Consider the following 17,253-nt stretch of genomic DNA (forward strand, 5'->3'; position numbering starts at 1 on the left):
TCTTCTTGGTCGGTCAGAAAGTAGGGGAAGCATGCGCCGGCGCGTTCGCCTCGACGGCCTGCAGCAACTGCGCGGCCACCGAGATCGCGATCACCTCGGGCGCCTTGTCGACGATGCCTTCGACGCCGATCGGGCAGCGCATCCGCGCGAGCTGGGCCGGATCGATGCCGAACGCCGCGAGGCGATGGTCGAACTGCACGCGCTTCGCGTGCGAGCCGATCATCCCGAAATACGCATAGTCGCCGCGCCGCAGGATGCGCTCGGCGAGCACGAGGTCCCGCGCGTGGTCGTGCGTCATCACGATGAAGTAGGCCTGCGGCGGCGCGCTGTCGACGGCATCGTCCGGCGTGTCGCTGGCGTCGATCGTCAGGTTGCCGATGCAGGCGAGCGTGTCCGACGGCGGGAACGGCGCGTCGCGCCGGTCGACCCAGCGCACGTGGCAAGGCAGCGTCGCGAGCACCTTGACGAGCGCGGTGCTGACGTGCCCGGCGCCGAACAGCACGACCGGGAACGCGTAGGGCGCGATCGTCTCCGTCATCAGCGCCACGCCGCTGGTTTCCCACAGCAGGCAGTCGGCGTGTGCGGCGGCCGGTTCCGGTTCGCTCAGCAGCGGCGCGCCCGGCGAGGGGCCGAATGATACGCTACGCACGGTCGCGGCGCCTGCCGCGACGCGTTTCGCGAGCGACATGATCCAGCCGAGGTCGCCGACGTCGAGCCGCTCGAACGCGAGCACGACGGCTCCGCCGCAGCACTGGCCTAGGCTCGGGCCGAGCGCGAGCCGCTCGAGCTTGCGTGCATGGGACACATGCGCGCCGTCCTTCAGCAGGTGCCGTGCGATTTCGATCGCGCGCCATTCCAGATGGCCGCCGCCGATCGTGTAGCGCGCGGTGTCGCGTGTCACGAGCATCTTGGTGCCCGCTTCGCGCGGCGCGGAGCCGTCGGTGTGCGCGACCGTCACGAGCACGGCCGCTTCGCCGTGCGCGAGCAGTTGCTGGAGATCGCCGAGCCAGGGTTCCATCAGCACGCTCCCGGAAGATCGGCGCACGACGCGCGGCGCAGGCTGGCGGGCGCGGCGGAGACTGTCGTCGGGAGCGGGGCGGGCCGGGCGCTGGCGCGCGGCATGAGCGCGGCCGTCCCGGAGCGGGACGCGGGAACGCCATGAGGGTGACGGATGCGGATGGTGTGCGTTGTCATGATGAATCCAGTCGACATTGCGGATCAGGCGCGCGTTACGCAGGAGGTCGAGACCGCCCGGCCTCGCGCACGTAGATCGCCATCCAGACGTCACGATAGCACTGTCGCGCGGCCGGAATATGGGCCGGCGTTGATTCGCGCTATCAGATGGCGATCATGTCGATCATAGGCCCGCCGCGCGACGTCGAGGGCCGGATGGCCGTGCATCTGGCCAAAATGCAGTCCCGGCAGTCCCGGTGAGGCTCGGCGGGCAGCGAGATGACGCGGCGCGCGGCGCGTGGAACGGCGGAATCGCGCGGCGTCGGGGTTTACGCGCGGACTACGCGGCCGGCATCGTGCGGATGGTCGCACGGGGCCGGCGAACGGGCGGAGCAGCGAGCGGAGAAGCGAGCTGAGAAGCGAACGGTAAAGCGGACGGGTATGCGTCGCTGGCCATACGCGGCCGGCTGCATGCCGGCGGTTCGACAGGCCGGCCCGTGCGGTGCGCCCGGACGGTTGGTTCCCGATCGGGCGCGGCCGGCTTTGCTTCGCGCGTCGCCGTTCAGGCCACGAGCTTGCGGCGGTTGCGCCAGAGGCTCGCAGCGACCAGGATCAGGATCGCGGCGAAGCCGATCAGCGCCCAGCCGGGCAGCAGGATGCCGAAGATCGGCGGATAGACCGTCTCGCACAGCCCCGCGACCTTGAACATGCCGGGGAACCAGTGCGCGGGCGGCAGGCTGTCGACGATCGGCTGCAGCGTATCGAAGCCGCAGCTGAAGCCGGGGTTCATCTGGATCGACAGATGCCGCGCGGCCGTGCCGACGCCGCCCGCCGCGGAGATCGCGATCAGCAGCTCGAGCAGCCAGAGGCCGCGCCAGTTCCGTATTCCGGCGGCGATGAACGCGAAGATGCCGATCGCCGCGAAGAAGTAGCGCTGGATGATGCACAGCGGGCACGGATCCTCGTTCTTCACGTACTGCAGGTAAAGCGCACCGGCAAGGAGGCCAATGCATACCCAGCCGAGCAGCATCAGCAGGCGGTGTTCACGGCGTAGCGCAAGCAGGTAATCGTTCATGATCGGGCGGGGTTCCTCGTTGGTCGGTCCGGTCAACAATCGCGCGATTTTAGCGCGAACGAGCTGGCACGAAACTGGCAGCGCGCTTGCGGCACCCCGCTGCCCCCCGTCATACCCCGCCGTACCCCGCCGTACCCCGCCGTACCCCGCCGCCGCGTGTCAGCGGATCGTTTTCAGCACCGCTTCCACCGCCTGGCCGATCGCGAGCAGCGCATCGTCGCGATGCGGCGCGGCGGCGAGCATCAGGCCGACCGGCGCCGCGTCGCGCGCATGGCACGGCAGCGACAGTGCGCACGCGTCGAGGAAATTGAACGCGCTCGGGTTGCGCAGAATCAGCGCGTTGGTGCGTGCGAACGCGTCGTCGTCCGCTTCCAGTTCCGCGATCCGCGGCGGCACGACCGGCACGGTCGGCGCGACGAGCGCGTCGAAGCGCGACCACACCGTGTGCGCGGCTTCGTCGAGCATCGCGTCGCGCTCGGCGAGCAGGTCGAGGTAGTCGGCCGCGCTGGCCGGCTCGCCTTTCAGGATGCGCGACAGCACGCGCGGGTCGTAGCGCTCGCGATGCCGTGCGAGCAGCGGCCGGTGCCACGCATAGGCCTCGATCGGCGAGAAACCGAAGCGGTTGACTTCCGGCAGCCGGTCGAGCGCGGCGAAACGCACCTCGCTGACGATCGCGCCCGCGGCCTCGAGGTGCTTGAGCGCGGTGTCGAGTGCGGCGGCTACATCGGCATCGACGCCGTCCGTCACGTAGTTCGTCAGCACGCCGAGCCGTACGCCCTCGAGCGGCCGCGCGGCGGGCACGTGCGGCTCGAGGCCCGCGAGCATCCGGTCGACGAGCGCACAGCATGCGACCGTCAGGCCGATCGGGCCGAACGAATCGAGCGTCGTCGACAGCGGCACGCCGCCTTGCTTCGGAATGCGGCTCGCGGTCGGCTTGAAGCCCGTCAGCCCGCACAGCGCGGCCGGGATCCGGATCGAGCCGCCGGTGTCGGTGCCGAGCGCGACGGCCGCCATCCCGTCGGCGACGGACGCGGCAGCGCCCGACGACGAGCCGCCGGCGATCCGTGCGTCGCCCGGCACGTCGCGCCGGTACGGCGAGCGCGGGGTGCCGAAATGCGGATTCAGGCCGAGCCCCGAGAATGCGAACTCGCTCATGTTGGTGCGGCCGACCACCACCGCGCCCGCGCGCTTCAGGCGCGCGACGGCCACCGCATCGGCCGTCGCGGGCGGCGCGCCGTCGAGCACGCGTGAGCCGGCGCGCGTCACCTGGCCGGCGACGTCGAACAGGTCCTTGACCGACACCGGGATGCCCGCGAGCGGCGACAGCACGGTGCCGGCGGCGCGCAGGCGGTCGTGCGCGTCGGCCGCCGCGCGCGCGTTGTCGGCATCGACCTCGGTGAACACGACGGCACCCTGGCCGGCCGGATCGGCGATCCGTTCGAGCGCGGTGTCGACGAGCGCGCGGCTCGTCGTGCGGCCGGCGGCGAGGTCCGCGGCAAGCTGGGCAAGCGGGGGGAAGGGCGTGAAAGTGGTCATGGACGGCTCAGGGGCGAAGATGTTGAAGAAGGGTGACGCGGAACGAATCGATATGGCGTTCGATGGCCGCGCGCGCACCGTCGGCGTCGCGCGCGGCGAGCCGTTCGAACAGCTCGCGGTGTTCGCGCTGCACGTCGGCGAGGTGATGTGGTTCGGACAGCGTGACGAACCAGAAGCGCAGCGACCGCTCATGCAGCCCGCGCAGGATGTCGGCGAGCACCGGGTTGCGCGCGGCTGCGCCGATCGCCTGATGGAACGCGCGGTCGAGGTCCATCATGCTTTCGACGTCGTGCCGGTCGGCGCAGGCCTGTCCGTCGTCGAGCAGCGCGGCCATCCGCGCGAGATCGTCGGGCGATGCGTGACGGGCGGCGAGCGCGGCGCAGTGCGCCTCGTTGATGCGACGCACGTCGATCACCGCGACGATGTCGTCGAGCGACAGCGGCTGCACCATCAGGCCCTTGCGCGGCATCACGGACAGCAGCCCTTCGAGCACGAGGCGATGCACGGCCTGATGGACCGGCGTGCGGCCGATCCCGGTTCGCGCGACGAGATCGGCCTCGTTGAGCGCGGCGCCGGGTTTCAGGCGCATCGTGATGATGTCGCGCTGGATCAGCGCGTACGCGCGATCGGCGAGGCTGGCGGCCGAGACGTCGGGCGGGCGGGTGGGCGGGGCGTCGGTCAGGATGTTCATGCGGGCTGGGGCGCGGCGGCAGGACGGGGCGAGCGCATGCTCGGGCAGTTCAGGAGCGTAAGCAATGCGTCGATATTATTGTGATATATCACTGATGTCCAGCGGAGCGAACTGACCGTGCGGGCGGGGACGATTCCCGTGCGGAAACTGACCCGACCCTTGCAACATTGATGACAAGATGTTGTCGGCTCACCGCACGATCGGGCACTGAAGCATAATGATTCCTCGTCAATCCACACGCGTGAGCGACGCACCAGACCACCGTCATGAGCGAAAACACGCCTTCTGTTGCCGGTTCGGCCGGCACGTCTTCTTCTTCTTCTTCTTTCGACTCCACCCGCCCGAATCCGGCGCATGCGGTGTCCGGCGGCGCGCCTGCCGGACGGCCCGCGCAGGCGTCTGCCGCACACGGCGTCGCCGATGACGTCGCGGGCGCGGGTGCTTCGCCCGTCACCGGGGTATCGGAGCCGGGCGCGCCCGGCACGTCCGGCACGTCCTCCGGTGCCGCAACCGGCAGCAGCGCGGGTGCTTCGGCCGGCGCGGCTGCGAGCGAACGCAAGCCGGGCGCGCCGCCGCCGGGCTTCGGCGCGCAGCCCGACTTCGACACGCCGCGGCCGCCGCCCGCAAGCACGCCAGCGCCGCCTGCCTACCTGAGGCAAAGCGACACGCCGTGGTCGGTGTTCGGCCGGATCATCGCGGCGCGTGCGCGCCGGCTGTTCGACCGCGCCGGGCAGCGCATCACGCAGCGCACGCTGCGGATCGGCGTGTCCGCGCGCATCTTCCACCCGGAACCCGGCGCGAAGGGCCTGCGCGGCAAGACGCTGCAGTATCTCGAAGAGTCGATCGCGCACTGGGTGATGTCGCGCGACGTGCTGGTCTTCATGATTCCTACCGTTGGTCATCAGGGGATGCTGCATCCGAGCAACATCCGACTGCGCGACTACGCGAAGTGTCTCGACGGCCTGCTGCTGCAAGGCGGCGCCGACGTGTCGCCGCAGACTTATGCGGCGTCGGACGCGCGTCCCGAATGGCCGGGCGACCGTGTGCGCGACATGTACGAGCTTGAGCTGCTGCACGAATTCGTCGAGTCCGGCAAGCCGGTGCTCGGCGTGTGTCGCGGCTGCCAGCTGATCAACGTCGCGTTCGGCGGGTCGCTCTACCAGGACATCGCGACCGACGTGCCGACCGCGAACCCGCACGTGAGCGAGCATTACGACCAGCACCGCCATGCGATCCGGTTCCCCGACAGCTCGACGCTCGCGAGCATGTTCCCGGGTCGCCGCGAGGCGATCGTCAACTCGATCCACCATCAGGCGATCCGCGATCTCGGCCGCGACCTGAACATCGAGGCCGTGTCGGCCGGCGACGGGATCATCGAGGGTATCCGCTACCGGCGCGCGCCGTTCGTCGTCGGCGTGCAATGGCACCCCGAGTTCCACCGCGCGGGAGGGGCCGAACTGCTCGACTGCACGCCGCTACTCGACTCGTTCCTGCGCGCCGCGCGCGAGACGCGACTGTAAAACTGTCGGACTTTGTGATCACGTGCCGCATCCCGGATTATTTCGAGATGCGGCTCCGGCGATTTCAACGATAATCACGCGTTCCCGATTCGTTCGCCGGAGTCTGAAGTTGGCCTTCCGAAATTTCTTCCCTGCACGACCCGCAGCGTGGACCGTTGCGATCGCCTTGTGCGCGCATGCGGGCGCGGCATGGTCCGACGATGCGTCGGCACCCGTTGCCGGCACCCGCCCGGCCGTGACGAGCCTGAGCGGCGACTCGGCGCCTGCCGCGAACGGCGCCGCACAAGGCAATGTCGCCGAGCTGACGCAGATGCTGCGTGACGGCAGGATCGTCGAAATGCGCACGACGTACAACGGCAGCTACGGCGCCAGCCTGATGTTCGATCCGCAGGAAATGACGTACTACGTCGCGCTGTTCCAGGACAAGCATCTGTGGCGCGTGATCAGGTCGCAGGAGAAGATCCGTGCGGAGATGGTGTATGCGAACTTCGTCCAGCAGACCGTGCACTTGTCGGACGTCGAGATCCGCCGGACGGAACTGCAGGCGCAGAAGGTGTTTCTCGAGCGCGTGATCGCGCTGTCGACGAATCGTGCGCAGCAGTTGCAGGCCGACCTGAATGTCGCGCGCAGCCAGCAGGCCGAGGTTGCGCAGCGGCAGAAGACGACGGAAGAACAGGCGCGTGCACTGCAGGTCGAGAAGCGTGCGGCGCAGGTGCAGTTGCGTGAACTGCAGCAGCAGGTGCAGCAGCTCGAGCGCCAGACCGAGTCGGGATTGCCGGTGCACAAATAACGCGCGTACGATCTTCGGATCGACGCAACACGAAGCCCGGCGAAGCGACCCTTCGCCGGGCTTTCTTTTTTGCTGCGGCTTGCCGGTGCCGGTCAGCGCGTGAATGCGTCAGGTGCGTCGGTCACGCGCCGATGGGACAGCCGGGCGGTCCAGTCGAAACCGGGCTCTGGCGTGCGCGCCGCTGGAGCCGCCGCAGGTTGGGCTGCGCGCAGCGCGTTAGCCATCGCGGCCAGCGTGCGCGGATCGTCGAGCGCGTCGAGCGGCGGCTCGGTCGACGACGGGGCGCGTCGATGCACGGCGCGTGTCGGCTGCGGTGCTGGCTGGATGCGGTTGGCGACACTTTGCACGACCGGCGCGGCGGTATGCGGGGCAAGCGTCGGGCGAGCGCCGGCCGTGCGCGCTGGCTTGGGCGCTGGCTTGGGCGCTGGCTTGGGCGCTGGCGACGGCGCTGGCGACGGCGCGGCCGCGAGCCGTTCTGCGTCGGCTGTTGTACGGGGGCGCTGGGCCGCGACGGTTGGCGATTGCGCGCGTGTTGCGATCGATTGCCGGGCGGTGGCTGCATCGCGGGTATCGGCCGGGCTGACTGTGGGGCTGACTGTGGGGCGGATTGTCGGGTTGACTGCCGGGCTGGCTGCGGGGCTGGCTACCGGGCTCGTGCGGGCGAATGACGAATCCGGTGGACGGCTTTCGTGCGGGATCGCGATGGAGCCCGTGTGCACGGATTGCGTCGACGATCCGATACCGGGTGGCGGCTCGTGCGCGGCGATCAGCCAGCCGATGAGACCGAGCGCCCCAATGCTCCAGCAGGTCGCGAACATCGCGCGCCGGTCGCGTGCGCGGGCCGCGCCGGCGACCGGCCGCAACGCGACGATGATCGGCTGCGGCACGGCCGAAATCGACGGCTGCCAGTGACAGCCGCGATGGGGCGCCGTGACGTCGATACACGACGTCGTGGTGACCGCGCGGCCGGGCTGCTTGTCGAATGAGCTTCGGATCGCCCACTCGCGACCGAATGGCGGCACGCCGTCGAGCGGCGCGGAACGAGGCTTGGCGAGTTCGCCTTCGACGGAAACGAGTGGCGATCGGTTCATGGCAGAGGGGCGCCGCGCCGCACGGGCGGAAAGCCGGATGCGGAGCGGACGTCGACACAAAACTCAGTATTGTGGTCACTCGTGGGCTGACCGTCGATCAGATAAGTCCGATTTTTGACTGCTATTTTTTAACGCCGAGACGGTCGTGCCGCGATCCGCGGCGTGCGGCACGACGCGGATGCCGCTCCCTTTTGTATCGGATGGTCAGGCGTCGCGCAGTGCGTCGGCCACGACGCGCACGACGGCGTCCCATTGTCCGGTGGCCGGCTGCCGCACGAGCCGCGCCTGGGGATACCACGGACAGTCGGCACTGGTGAACCAGCGCCAGTCCGCCGCGAACGGCAGCATCAGCCACAGCGGCTTGCCGAGCGCGCCGGTGAGGTGTGCGACCGAGGTATCGATCGAGACGACGCCATCGAGCCGTTCGATTACCGCCGCCGTTTCGGCGAAGTCGGTCAGCCGGCCGCCGAGGTGATGGATACGCGGATGCGCATCGATGCAGGCGCGCTCGGCGTCGTCCACCGCAGGCTGCAGCACGATCCAGTCGATGTCCGGCAGCGCGAACAGCGGCTCGAGCGCGGCGAGCGTTATCGAGCGGTTGTCCTGCGCCAGCCGGCGCCCCGACCATGCGATCCCGAACTTGCGCTTCGACTGTCCGCCTAGCGAGCCGCGGAAGCGCCGGCGGGCGAGGTCCGGTGCGCCGAGATAGCGCGTTCCCGACAGGATGTCGGCAGGCTGTAGCCCGAGCGCGAACGGCAGGCTCAGCAGCGTGCATGCGACGTCCGCTGCGGGCGCCTTCGCGGCGCCTTGCGCGACGAGCGTCACGCGCCAGTGTGCGGCGATTGGCGCGAGCAGCGTGACGAGCTCCGGCTGCACCTCGAGCACGACGTGCGCGCAGCGCGTGCGGGCGAGCGGCACGAAACGGACGAACTGCAGCGTGTCGCCGAACCCCTGTTCCGCGCGGATCAGCAGCGTGCGCGACGCGATCGGCTCGCCTTGCCAGCGCGGCAGCGCGCCGAGCGGCGTTGCGCCGGGCGTGTCGTGGCGCGCTTCGTAGGCGGGCAGGCCGCGCGTGAAATCGCCGAGCGTCAGCAGCGTGACCGCACGATGCAATTGCGCGAGCGTGAGATCGGGCGTGACGCGCAGCGCCTGGTCGAACGCGCGCAATGCCATCTCGTGTGCGCCGAGCGCGTGATGGGCGTTGCCGAGGTTCAGCCACGCGAGGCTGAACGACGGATCGAGGCCGACCGCGCGCTCGTAGTAGGGCAGCGCATCGCGATGCCGTGCCTGCGCGCACAGTGCGTTCGCGAGGCCGTACAGCGCGAGCGGGAACGGCGGATGCATCGCGAGTGCGGCCTCGAACGCGGCGGCGGCTTCCGCGTGGCGGCCGACCGCGTCGAGCGTGTTGCCGAGGTTGAAATGCGCGGCGACGAAGCGCGGCTGCGCGTCGATGGCCGCGCGGAAATGCGTGATCGCGTCGTCGGCGCGGTCCATCGCGGACAGCGCCATCGCGAGGTTGTTGTGTGCGCCCGGGTGGCCGGGACGCAGTTCGAGCGCGCGATGGAACGCGGCGAGCGCGTCGTCGTGGCGGCCGAGCGCGTTCAGCGCATTGCCGAGATTGTTGTGGATCGACGCGTCGTCCGGCGTGAGCCGCAGCGCGCGCTCGAATGCATCGATCGCATCCTCGTGACGCTGCAGTGCCGCATACGCGTTGCCGAGGTTGTAGTGTGCGAGCGGAAATTCGGGCGCGAGCGTCAGCGCATTGCGGAAGCGGTCGATCGCTTCGTCCATGCGGCCGAGCGCCTTCAGCGCATTGCCGAGATTGAGCTGCAGCGCGGCATCGCCCGGACGCAACGCGACCGCGCGGCCGACGAGATCGGCTGCTTCGGCGTGTTGGCCCTGCTGATGCCGCAACACGCCGAACAGATGCAGCGCGTCGGCGTCGGCGGGATTGGCGGCGAGCGCGGCGCGATAGCCGTGCTCGGCGTCGGCGAGCCGGCCCGCGCGGTGCGCGGCGTACGCTCGGTCGAAGGCGGAATCCATGACGCGAAAACTAGCGGAAAACGCGCATTTTCCCATACCCGCGGCCGCGACCCCAGTCGGCCGTCCGGCATATGGTCCCGTCAGGCGGAGCGGCGTAGACTTGGCAGGGTCGCAAGTCATCGAGGTTCTCATGGTCGACGAACTGCTCGATATCCCGCCTGTGCTGATCGTCGGAGCGGGGCCGACCGGCCTTGCCGCCGCGATGAGCCTTGCGCGGGCGCGTGTGCCGGTGCGCATCATCGACAAGGCCGAGGCGCCTGCGCCGTATTCGCGCGCGATCGGCATCCAGGCGCGTACGCTCGAATTGCTGGAGCAGCATCGCGCGGTCGAACCGTTCCTCGCAAGCGGCCATCGCGCGCACGCGGCGGCGTTGCACGCGGAAGGCCGCGTGATCGCCCGGCTCGATTTCGATCCGCTGCAGACGCGCTATCCGTATCTGCTGTTTCTCGACCAGAGCGTCACCGAGCGGCTGCTCGCCGAACATCTCGCCGGCCTCGGCGTGACGGTCGAGCGCGGCCGGACGCTGACCGCATGCAACACGGGCGGCACGGACAACACGGGCGGCACGTCGCTCGACGTCACGATCCGCGACGCACGGGGCAACGACGAGCGGTTCGCGCCGTCGTACCTGATCGCCGCGGACGGCGCGCACAGCACGGTGCGCCACCTGCTCGGCGTCGGCTTCGTCGGCCGGCCGTTCGAGCAGACGTTCCTGCTCGCGGATCTTGCCGCAATTCCCGACTGGCCGGACGACGAGATTCATCTGTTCACGAAGGCGGACGGGATTGCGGGCCTGTTCCCGATGGGCGACGGGCGCTTCCGGCTGGTGGCGGACCGGCCGCCCGAGAGCGGGGCGCCACCCGACGAGCGTGGTCCGTCGCTGGCGCAATGCCAGGAGCTTGTGCGCGCGCGCGTCGGAACGTCGATCGTGCTGAGCGATCTCACGTGGTCGTCCTACTTCCGGCTGCACAGCCGGATGGTCGAGCGGTTGCGGCTCGGCCGCGTGTTCTTCGCGGGCGACGCCGCGCACGTGCACAGCCCGGCGGGTGCGCAGGGGATGAACACCGGCATCCAGGAAGCCTTCAATCTCGGCTGGAAGCTCGCACGGGTGCTGGGCGCGGGCGCGCCCGAGCGCTTGCTCGACACGTATCACGCGGAACGTCATCCGATCGAGCGCGATGTGCTCCGGCAGACGAGCTTCCTGACGCAAATCGTCGAGGCCGATCGCGGGCCGATGAAGCTGCTGCGCGATCACGTCGTGCCGCTGCTGTCGTCGTTCGGGCCGATGCGCGACGCGGTGCGGCGAACGGTCAGCGAACTGGGGGTGCAATACCGGAAGAGCCCGCTCACGCTCGAGCGCGTGCTCGACGGCGGCCCGCGCGCGGGCGAGCGGGCGCCCGATGCGCTCGTGCATGTGGTCGACGGGCCGCTCGGGCAGGCGCCGGGTATCGCGAGGCTCTTCGACCTGCACGAGCCGGCCGGCTTTACGCTGCTGCTGCTCGAGGATCCGCCGCCCGACGACGCGGGCGAGACGCCGCCGCCCGCCGCGGCCGAAGTGCAGGCGCTCGTGCAATCGATCGAGCGGATCATGCCGGGCGCGGTGCGCGTCTGGCGTGTCACCGATACCGAAGGCGACGGCGCGGCGGGGCTCGCGGAAGCCTACGGCCGGTCGCGGCCGGCTTTCTATCTGCTGCGGCCCGACGGCTATATCGCGGCGCGCGGGCGCCCGGCATCCGACGCGAACGCGTTGCTGCGGCACTGCGAAAGCTGGTTCGCTGGCGTGTCGCGGTCTGCCTAGGGCCCGTTATTAGCGTGAACAGGCGCCAGGCGGCGATCAGGCCGGCGCGGCGGCGGGCGCAAGGGTGTCGCGATAGGCGGCGATCGCGTCCCGCACGATCGGCGCGGCGTCCTGTGCGGCAGCGCCGGCCGGGTCGTCGAACGCCGCTAGCAGCGCGCGGCGCATCCGCGGTTCCCAGAAGCGCCGGATATGGTCGGCGATGCCGGCCAGCGCCTCGTCGCGATCGGGCATCGACGCGAAGAACTCGCCGATCCGGTTGGCCATGTGGATAAGGTGTCCGGTGTCCATCGAGTCCTCACTTGCCTGTCGTCACGGCCGAGGGCGCAGCCGATCTGGCCGCTCGGCGTTCGAGCAGGTCGAGCTGCTCGGCGTTGAAGCGCGCGTACGCGCGCTGCCAGTCGGACGGTTGCGCGACCGGCATCACCTGCACCGCCGTCACCTTGTACTCGGGGCAGTTCGTCGCCCAGTCCGAGCTGTCGGTCGTGATCACGTTCGCGCCTGATTCGGGGAAGTGGAATGTCGTATACACGACGCCCGGCTGCATCCGTTCGGTCACGAGCGCGCGCAGCACGGTCTGGCCGGCACGGGATTCGATGCCGACCCAGTCGCCGCTGCGGATCCCGCGGTCCTGCGCATCGTGCGGATGGATCTCGAGCCGATCCTCCTCGTGCCACTGCACGTTGTCGGTGCGGCGCGTCTGCGCGCCGACGTTGTATTGCGACAGGATGCGGCCCGTCGTCAGGATCAGCGGATAGCGTTGCGTGACCTTTTCCGGCGTCGGAATGAACTGCGTGATCACGAACCGGCCCTTGCCGCGTACGAACGCATCGATGTGCATCGTTGGCGTACCCTCCGGCGCCTCCTCGTTGCACGGCCACTGGATGCTGCCGAGCGCGTCGAGCTTCGCATACGACACGCCCGTGAAGGTCGGCGTGAGCCGCGCGATCTCGTCCATGATCTCCGACGGATGCGCGTAATCCATCTCGTAGCCGAGTGCGCGGGACAGCATCAGCGTCACTTCCCAGTCCGCGTAGCCGGCGAGCGGCGGCATCACCTTGCGCACGCGCGAGATGCGGCGCTCCGCGTTCGTGAACGTGCCGTCCTTCTCGAGGAACGACGAGCCGGGCAGGAACACGTGTGCGTACTTCGCCGTCTCGTTCAGGAAGATGTCCTGCACGACGATGCATTCCATCGACGACAGCGCGGCCGCGACGTGCTGCGTGTTCGGGTCCGACTGCACGATGTCCTCGCCCTGGCAGTACAGCCCCTTGAAGCTGCCGTCGAGCGCCGCATCGAACATGTTCGGAATGCGCAGGCCCGGTTCCGGCTGCAGCGTCGCCGACCACGCTTGCTCGAACTGCGTGCGCACGCTCGTGTCGCCGATGTGGCGGTAGCCGGGCAGCTCGTGCGGGAACGAACCCATGTCGCACGAGCCCTGCACGTTGTTCTGGCCGCGCAGCGGATTGACGCCGACGCCTTCGCGGCCGATGTTGCCGGTCGCCATCGCGAGGTTCGCGATGCCCATCACCATCGTCGAGCCTTGCGCATGCTCGGTCACCCCGAGCCCGTAGTAGATCGCCGCATTGCCGCCCGTTGCGTACAGCCGTGCGGCGGCGCGCACCTGTTCGGCCGGTACGCCGGTCACGTCCGCAGTCGCTTCCGGCGAATTCTCGTCGCGCGCGACGAACTCGCGCCACTGCTCGAACGCACGCGTTTCGCAGCGCTCGGCGACGAACGCGTCGTTGACGAGCCCTTCGGTGACGATTACGTGCGCGAGCGCATTGACGATCGCGACGTTGGTGCCGGGGCGCAGCTGCAGGTGATGCGACGCCTTCACGTGCGGACCGTCGACCACGTCGATGCGGCGCGGATCGACGACGATCAGCTTCGCGCCTTCGCGCACGCGGCGCTTCAGCCGCGAGCCGAACACGGGGTGGCCGTCGGTCGGGTTCGCGCCGATCACGACGATCACGTCGGCCTTGCCGACCGACGCGAAAGTCTGCGTGCCGGCCGATTCGCCGAGCGTCGTCTTCAGGCCATAGCCGGTCGGCGAGTGGCACACGCGCGCGCAGGTGTCGACGTTGTTGTTGCCGAACGCCGCGCGCACGAGCTTCTGGACGAGATAAGTTTCCTCGTTCGTGCAGCGCGACGACGTGATGCCGCCGATCGAGTCGCGGCCGTACGTCGCCTGCAGCCGGCGGAACTGCGTTGCCGCATACGTGAGCGCTTCTTCCCAGCTCACTTCGCGCCACGGATCGGTGATCCTTTCGCGGATCATCGGCTTCGTGATGCGGTCCTTGTGCGTCGCATAGCCCCACGCGAAGCGGCCCTTCACGCACGCGTGGCCTTCGTTTGCCTGCCCGTTTTTGTGCGGTGTCATGCGCACGACCTGCGTGCCCTTCATTTCCGCCTTGAACGAGCAGCCGACGCCGCAGTATGCGCAGGTCGTCACGACAGCGTGCTCCGCCTGGCCGAGCTGCACGACCGACTTTTCCTGCAGCGTCGCGGTCGGGCATGCAGCGACGCATGCGCCGCACGACACGCACTCGGATGCCATGAACGATTCGCTTTCGCCGGCCGCGACGCGCGATTCGAAGCCCCGCGCGGCGATCGTCAGCGCGAACGTGCCTTGCGTTTCCTCGCACGCGCGCACGCAGCGGTTGCAGACGATGCACTTCGACGGGTCGTACGTGAAGTACGGATTCGACTCGTCCTTCCGGTCATGCAGATGGTTCGCGCCTTCGAAGCCGTAGCGCACCTCGCGCAGCCCGACGACGCCGGCCATGTCCTGCAGCTCGCAGTCGCCGTTGGCGGGGCAGGTCAGGCAGTCGAGCGGGTGGTCGGAGATGTACAGCTCCATCACGTTGCGGCGCAGCGCCTGCAGCCGGTCGGATTGCGTGCGCACCTTCATGCCCGCTTCGGCGGGCGTCGTGCACGACGCGGGATAGCCGCGCCGGCCTTCGATCTCGACGAGGCACAGGCGGCACGAGCCGAACGGCTCGAGCGAATCGGTCGCGCACAGTTTCGGGACGTTGACGCCGGCTTCGATTGCGGCACGCATCACCGACGTGCCGGCCGGCACCGTCACCGGCTGGCCGTCGATCTCGAGCGTGACGTCGGTGTCGGCGTGGCGCAGCGGCGTGCCGTAGTCGGTGTCGTCGAACGGGTCGCGTGCGCGCGCCTGCGCGGCGCTCTTGCACGCGCACTGGCCTGAGCCGCAGCCGCCCTGGCGGGCGTTGGTCGTGTCGAGGGACATGCGAGGCTCCTTCGTGGTCAGGCCGCGGCCTGGGCCGGACCCGGCGCGGCATCCTGGCCGGCGGCGAGTCCGAAATCTTCGGGGAAGTGATCGAGCGCGGACAGCACCGGGTATGGCGTCATCCCGCCCATCGCGCACAGCGAGCCGGCGAGCATCGTGTCGCACAGGTCGCGCAGCAGCGTGACCTGGCGTTCCGACGTGTCGCCCTGGCGGATCCGCGCGATCGTCTCGACGCCGCGCGTCGAGCCGATCCGGCACGGCGTGCATTTGCCGCACGATTCGATCGCGCAGAACTTCATTGCGTATTCGGCGAGCTCGGCGAGGTTCGACGTGTCGTCGTGCAGCACGATCCCGCCGTGGCCGACCACCGCGCCGATCGCCGTGTAGGCCTCGTAATCGAGCGGCACGTCCCACTGATGTTCGGGCAGGTAGGTGCCGAGCGGGCCGCCGACCTGCGCCGCGCGTGCGGGCCGGCCGCTCGCGGTGCCGCCGCCGAAGTCGAACAGCAGTTCGCGCAGCGTGACGCCGAACGCGAGCTCGACGAGGCCGCCGTGCCGGATGTTGCCGGCGAGCTGGAATGGCAGCGTGCCGCGCGAGCGGCCCATCCCGAAATCGCGATAGAACGCGGCGCCGCGCGAGAAGATCACCGGCGCGGTCGCCAGCGTGATCACGTTGTTGATGACCGTCGGCTGGCCGTACAGGCCCGCAAGCGCGGGCAGCGGCGGCTTCGCGCGCACGACGCCGCGCTTGCCTTCGAGCGATTCGAGCAGCGCGGTTTCCTCGCCGCATACGTACGAGCCCGCGCCTTTTGCGACATGCAGCTCGAACGCGTGCGCGGAACCGAGCACGCTCGCGCCGAGCCAGCCGGCATCGCGCGCCCGCGCGATCGCCGCCTCGAGCGTCGCGATCGCGTGCGGATATTCGCTGCGTACGTAGATGTAGCCGATCGTCGCGCCGGTCACGATGCCGGCGATGATCATCCCTTCGATCAGGCAGTACGGGTCGCTTTCCATGATCAGCCGATCGGAGAACGTACCCGAGTCGCCTTCGTCTGCATTGCAGACGATGTACTTCTGCTTCGCGCGCGCGTGCCGGACCGTGCGCCATTTGATGCCGGCCGGAAATGCCGCGCCGCCGCGGCCGCGCAGGCCCGATTCGATCAGCGCTTCGCACGCGGCATCGCCGTCGAGCGCGAGCGCGTTCTTCAGGCCGGCGAGGCCGTCGTGCAGCAGGTAGTCGTCGATCGACAGCGGGTCGGTCAGGCCGATGCGCGCGAACGTGAGCCGCTGCTGGCGCGCGAGATACGGCAACGCGTCGACGAGTCCGACGCTGCTCGGGTGCGCGCCGCCGTCGAGCCAGCCGGCGTCGAACAGCGCGGGCACGTCGGTGGCCGACAGATTCGCATAGCCGACGCGGCCCGCAGCGGTGCCGACCTCGACGAGCGGCTCGAGCCACAGCAGGCCGCGCGAGCCGTTGCGGACGAGCTCGATCGCAACGCCGCGCCGTTCGGCCTCGGCGACGATCGCGGCAGCGAGCGCGTCGGCGCCGAGCGCCAGCGCGGATGAGTCGCGCGGGACGTAGATGCGGGTCGGCGCGGCCTCCCGCCGGGCCGCTCCACCGGGGGCAGCTTCCGCCGCGTGAGGCTGCGAACGGATGTGAGCTTGGGGGCTGTTCATGCTGCTGTCTCCTTCGCGTGGACGACCGCGTCGGCAAGCAGCGCGTCGAATTTCTCCGCCGTGACCTTCGCGTGCAGCACGCCATTGATCGTCAGCGATGGCGACTGCGCGCAGAGCCCGAGGCAGTAGACCGATTCGAGCGCGACGTCGCCCGGCGGCACACGATCCGTTGCACCCGTGTGCACTGCAGCACCGTGCGCGTCGTCGAACCGGCAGCCGGTGCGTGCTTCCGCGTGGGCCGCGAGCGACTCGCAGCCCATGCTGCGGCATGCTTCCGCGCGGCACATCTGGATCGTCACGCGCGCGGGCGGCGCGGTGCGGAAGTGGTGGTAATAGGTGAGCACGCCGTGCACCTCGGCGCGCGACAGATTCAACGCCTTCGCGAGCGGCGCCACGCAGCCCGGCGGCACGTAGCCGGCATCGTCCTGGATCGCGTGCAGGATCGCGACGAGCGACCGGCCGGCGTGCGCGTGCCGCTCGACGAGCGCATCAGGCGCTTCGGAATTAGGGGACATCTGCTATGCTCCTCCAAAGTCTCATATGCGCTGATGTTTCATATTTCGCGCATCCCGACTTCGTTTTGATGGATTTTGGCCAACGATAA

The 17,253-nt window shown here is 69.5% G+C and carries 13 protein-coding genes; 3 read left to right on the forward strand and 10 right to left on the reverse strand.

Annotation, left to right across the window (positions count from 1 at the left end):
- Positions 1 to 13 precede the first annotated feature (13 nt).
- From xdhC to DID96_RS16660, 4 genes are all read right to left on the reverse strand, one after another.
- Positions 14 to 1,018 carry a xanthine dehydrogenase accessory protein XdhC gene (gene xdhC / locus DID96_RS16645; RefSeq protein ID WP_124600383.1) on the reverse strand — a complete coding sequence of 335 codons (1,005 nt, stop codon included), beginning with the start codon at positions 1,016 to 1,018 and terminating at the stop codon, positions 14 to 16.
- 717 nt (positions 1,019 to 1,735) lie between these two features.
- Positions 1,736 to 2,248, reverse strand: a complete 513-nt coding sequence (locus tag DID96_RS16650) for a disulfide bond formation protein B (protein WP_124600384.1) — start codon at positions 2,246 to 2,248, stop codon at positions 1,736 to 1,738.
- A 159-nt stretch (positions 2,249 to 2,407) separates the two neighbouring features.
- Positions 2,408 to 3,784: an amidase gene (locus DID96_RS16655; RefSeq protein ID WP_124600385.1), complete on the reverse strand. Its 1,377-nt coding sequence runs from the start codon at positions 3,782 to 3,784 to the stop codon at positions 2,408 to 2,410.
- A gap of 7 nt (positions 3,785 to 3,791) precedes the next feature.
- Entirely contained in the window at positions 3,792 to 4,475 is a 684-nt protein-coding gene (locus DID96_RS16660; RefSeq protein ID WP_124600386.1) for a GntR family transcriptional regulator, read from the reverse strand.
- 266 nt (positions 4,476 to 4,741) lie between these two features.
- Here DID96_RS16660 and DID96_RS16670 point away from each other — a divergent pair, with 266 nt between their 5' ends.
- Positions 4,742 to 5,995, forward strand: coding sequence for a gamma-glutamyl-gamma-aminobutyrate hydrolase family protein (locus DID96_RS16670; RefSeq protein WP_124600387.1), 1,254 nt, complete (start codon positions 4,742 to 4,744; stop codon positions 5,993 to 5,995).
- A 109-nt stretch (positions 5,996 to 6,104) separates the two neighbouring features.
- Positions 6,105 to 6,785, forward strand: a complete 681-nt coding sequence (locus tag DID96_RS16675) for a DUF2968 domain-containing protein (protein ID WP_124600388.1) — start codon at positions 6,105 to 6,107, stop codon at positions 6,783 to 6,785.
- Between the two features lie 92 nt (positions 6,786 to 6,877).
- Here DID96_RS16675 and DID96_RS16680 read toward each other — a convergent pair whose 3' ends face one another.
- Positions 6,878 to 7,876, reverse strand: coding sequence for a hypothetical protein (locus DID96_RS16680; protein ID WP_185732277.1), 999 nt, complete (start codon positions 7,874 to 7,876; stop codon positions 6,878 to 6,880).
- A gap of 204 nt (positions 7,877 to 8,080) precedes the next feature.
- Entirely contained in the window at positions 8,081 to 9,919 is a 1,839-nt protein-coding gene (locus DID96_RS16685; RefSeq protein WP_124600390.1) for a tetratricopeptide repeat protein, read from the reverse strand.
- A gap of 130 nt (positions 9,920 to 10,049) precedes the next feature.
- Here DID96_RS16685 and DID96_RS16690 point away from each other — a divergent pair, with 130 nt between their 5' ends.
- Positions 10,050 to 11,717 (forward strand): FAD-dependent monooxygenase, encoded by a 1,668-nt coding sequence (locus tag DID96_RS16690; protein WP_124600391.1) that lies wholly within the window; start codon positions 10,050 to 10,052, stop codon positions 11,715 to 11,717.
- A gap of 36 nt (positions 11,718 to 11,753) precedes the next feature.
- Here DID96_RS16690 and DID96_RS16695 read toward each other — a convergent pair whose 3' ends face one another.
- The 4 genes from DID96_RS16695 to DID96_RS16710 are packed head-to-tail and all read right to left on the reverse strand — an operon-like array spanning position 11,754 to position 17,164.
- Positions 11,754 to 12,005, reverse strand: a complete 252-nt coding sequence (locus DID96_RS16695) for a formate dehydrogenase subunit delta (protein ID WP_124600392.1) — start codon at positions 12,003 to 12,005, stop codon at positions 11,754 to 11,756.
- 7 nt (positions 12,006 to 12,012) lie between these two features.
- Positions 12,013 to 14,973 (reverse strand): formate dehydrogenase subunit alpha, encoded by a 2,961-nt coding sequence (gene fdhF, locus DID96_RS16700; protein ID WP_124600393.1) that lies wholly within the window; start codon positions 14,971 to 14,973, stop codon positions 12,013 to 12,015.
- 17 nt (positions 14,974 to 14,990) lie between these two features.
- Complete coding sequence (locus tag DID96_RS16705; protein WP_260463918.1) at positions 14,991 to 16,649, reverse strand: NADH-quinone oxidoreductase subunit NuoF; 1,659 nt, start codon at positions 16,647 to 16,649, stop codon at positions 14,991 to 14,993.
- A complete protein-coding gene (locus DID96_RS16710) occupies positions 16,646 to 17,164 on the reverse strand; it encodes an NAD(P)H-dependent oxidoreductase subunit E (RefSeq protein WP_124600394.1) in 519 nt (172 codons plus the stop codon). The genes DID96_RS16705 and DID96_RS16710 overlap by 4 nt, the downstream gene beginning before the upstream one ends.
- Positions 17,165 to 17,253 lie beyond the last annotated feature (89 nt).

The sequence above is a fragment of the Burkholderia sp. Bp8963 genome, from assembly GCF_003854275.1.
GTDB lineage: Bacteria > Pseudomonadota > Gammaproteobacteria > Burkholderiales > Burkholderiaceae > Burkholderia.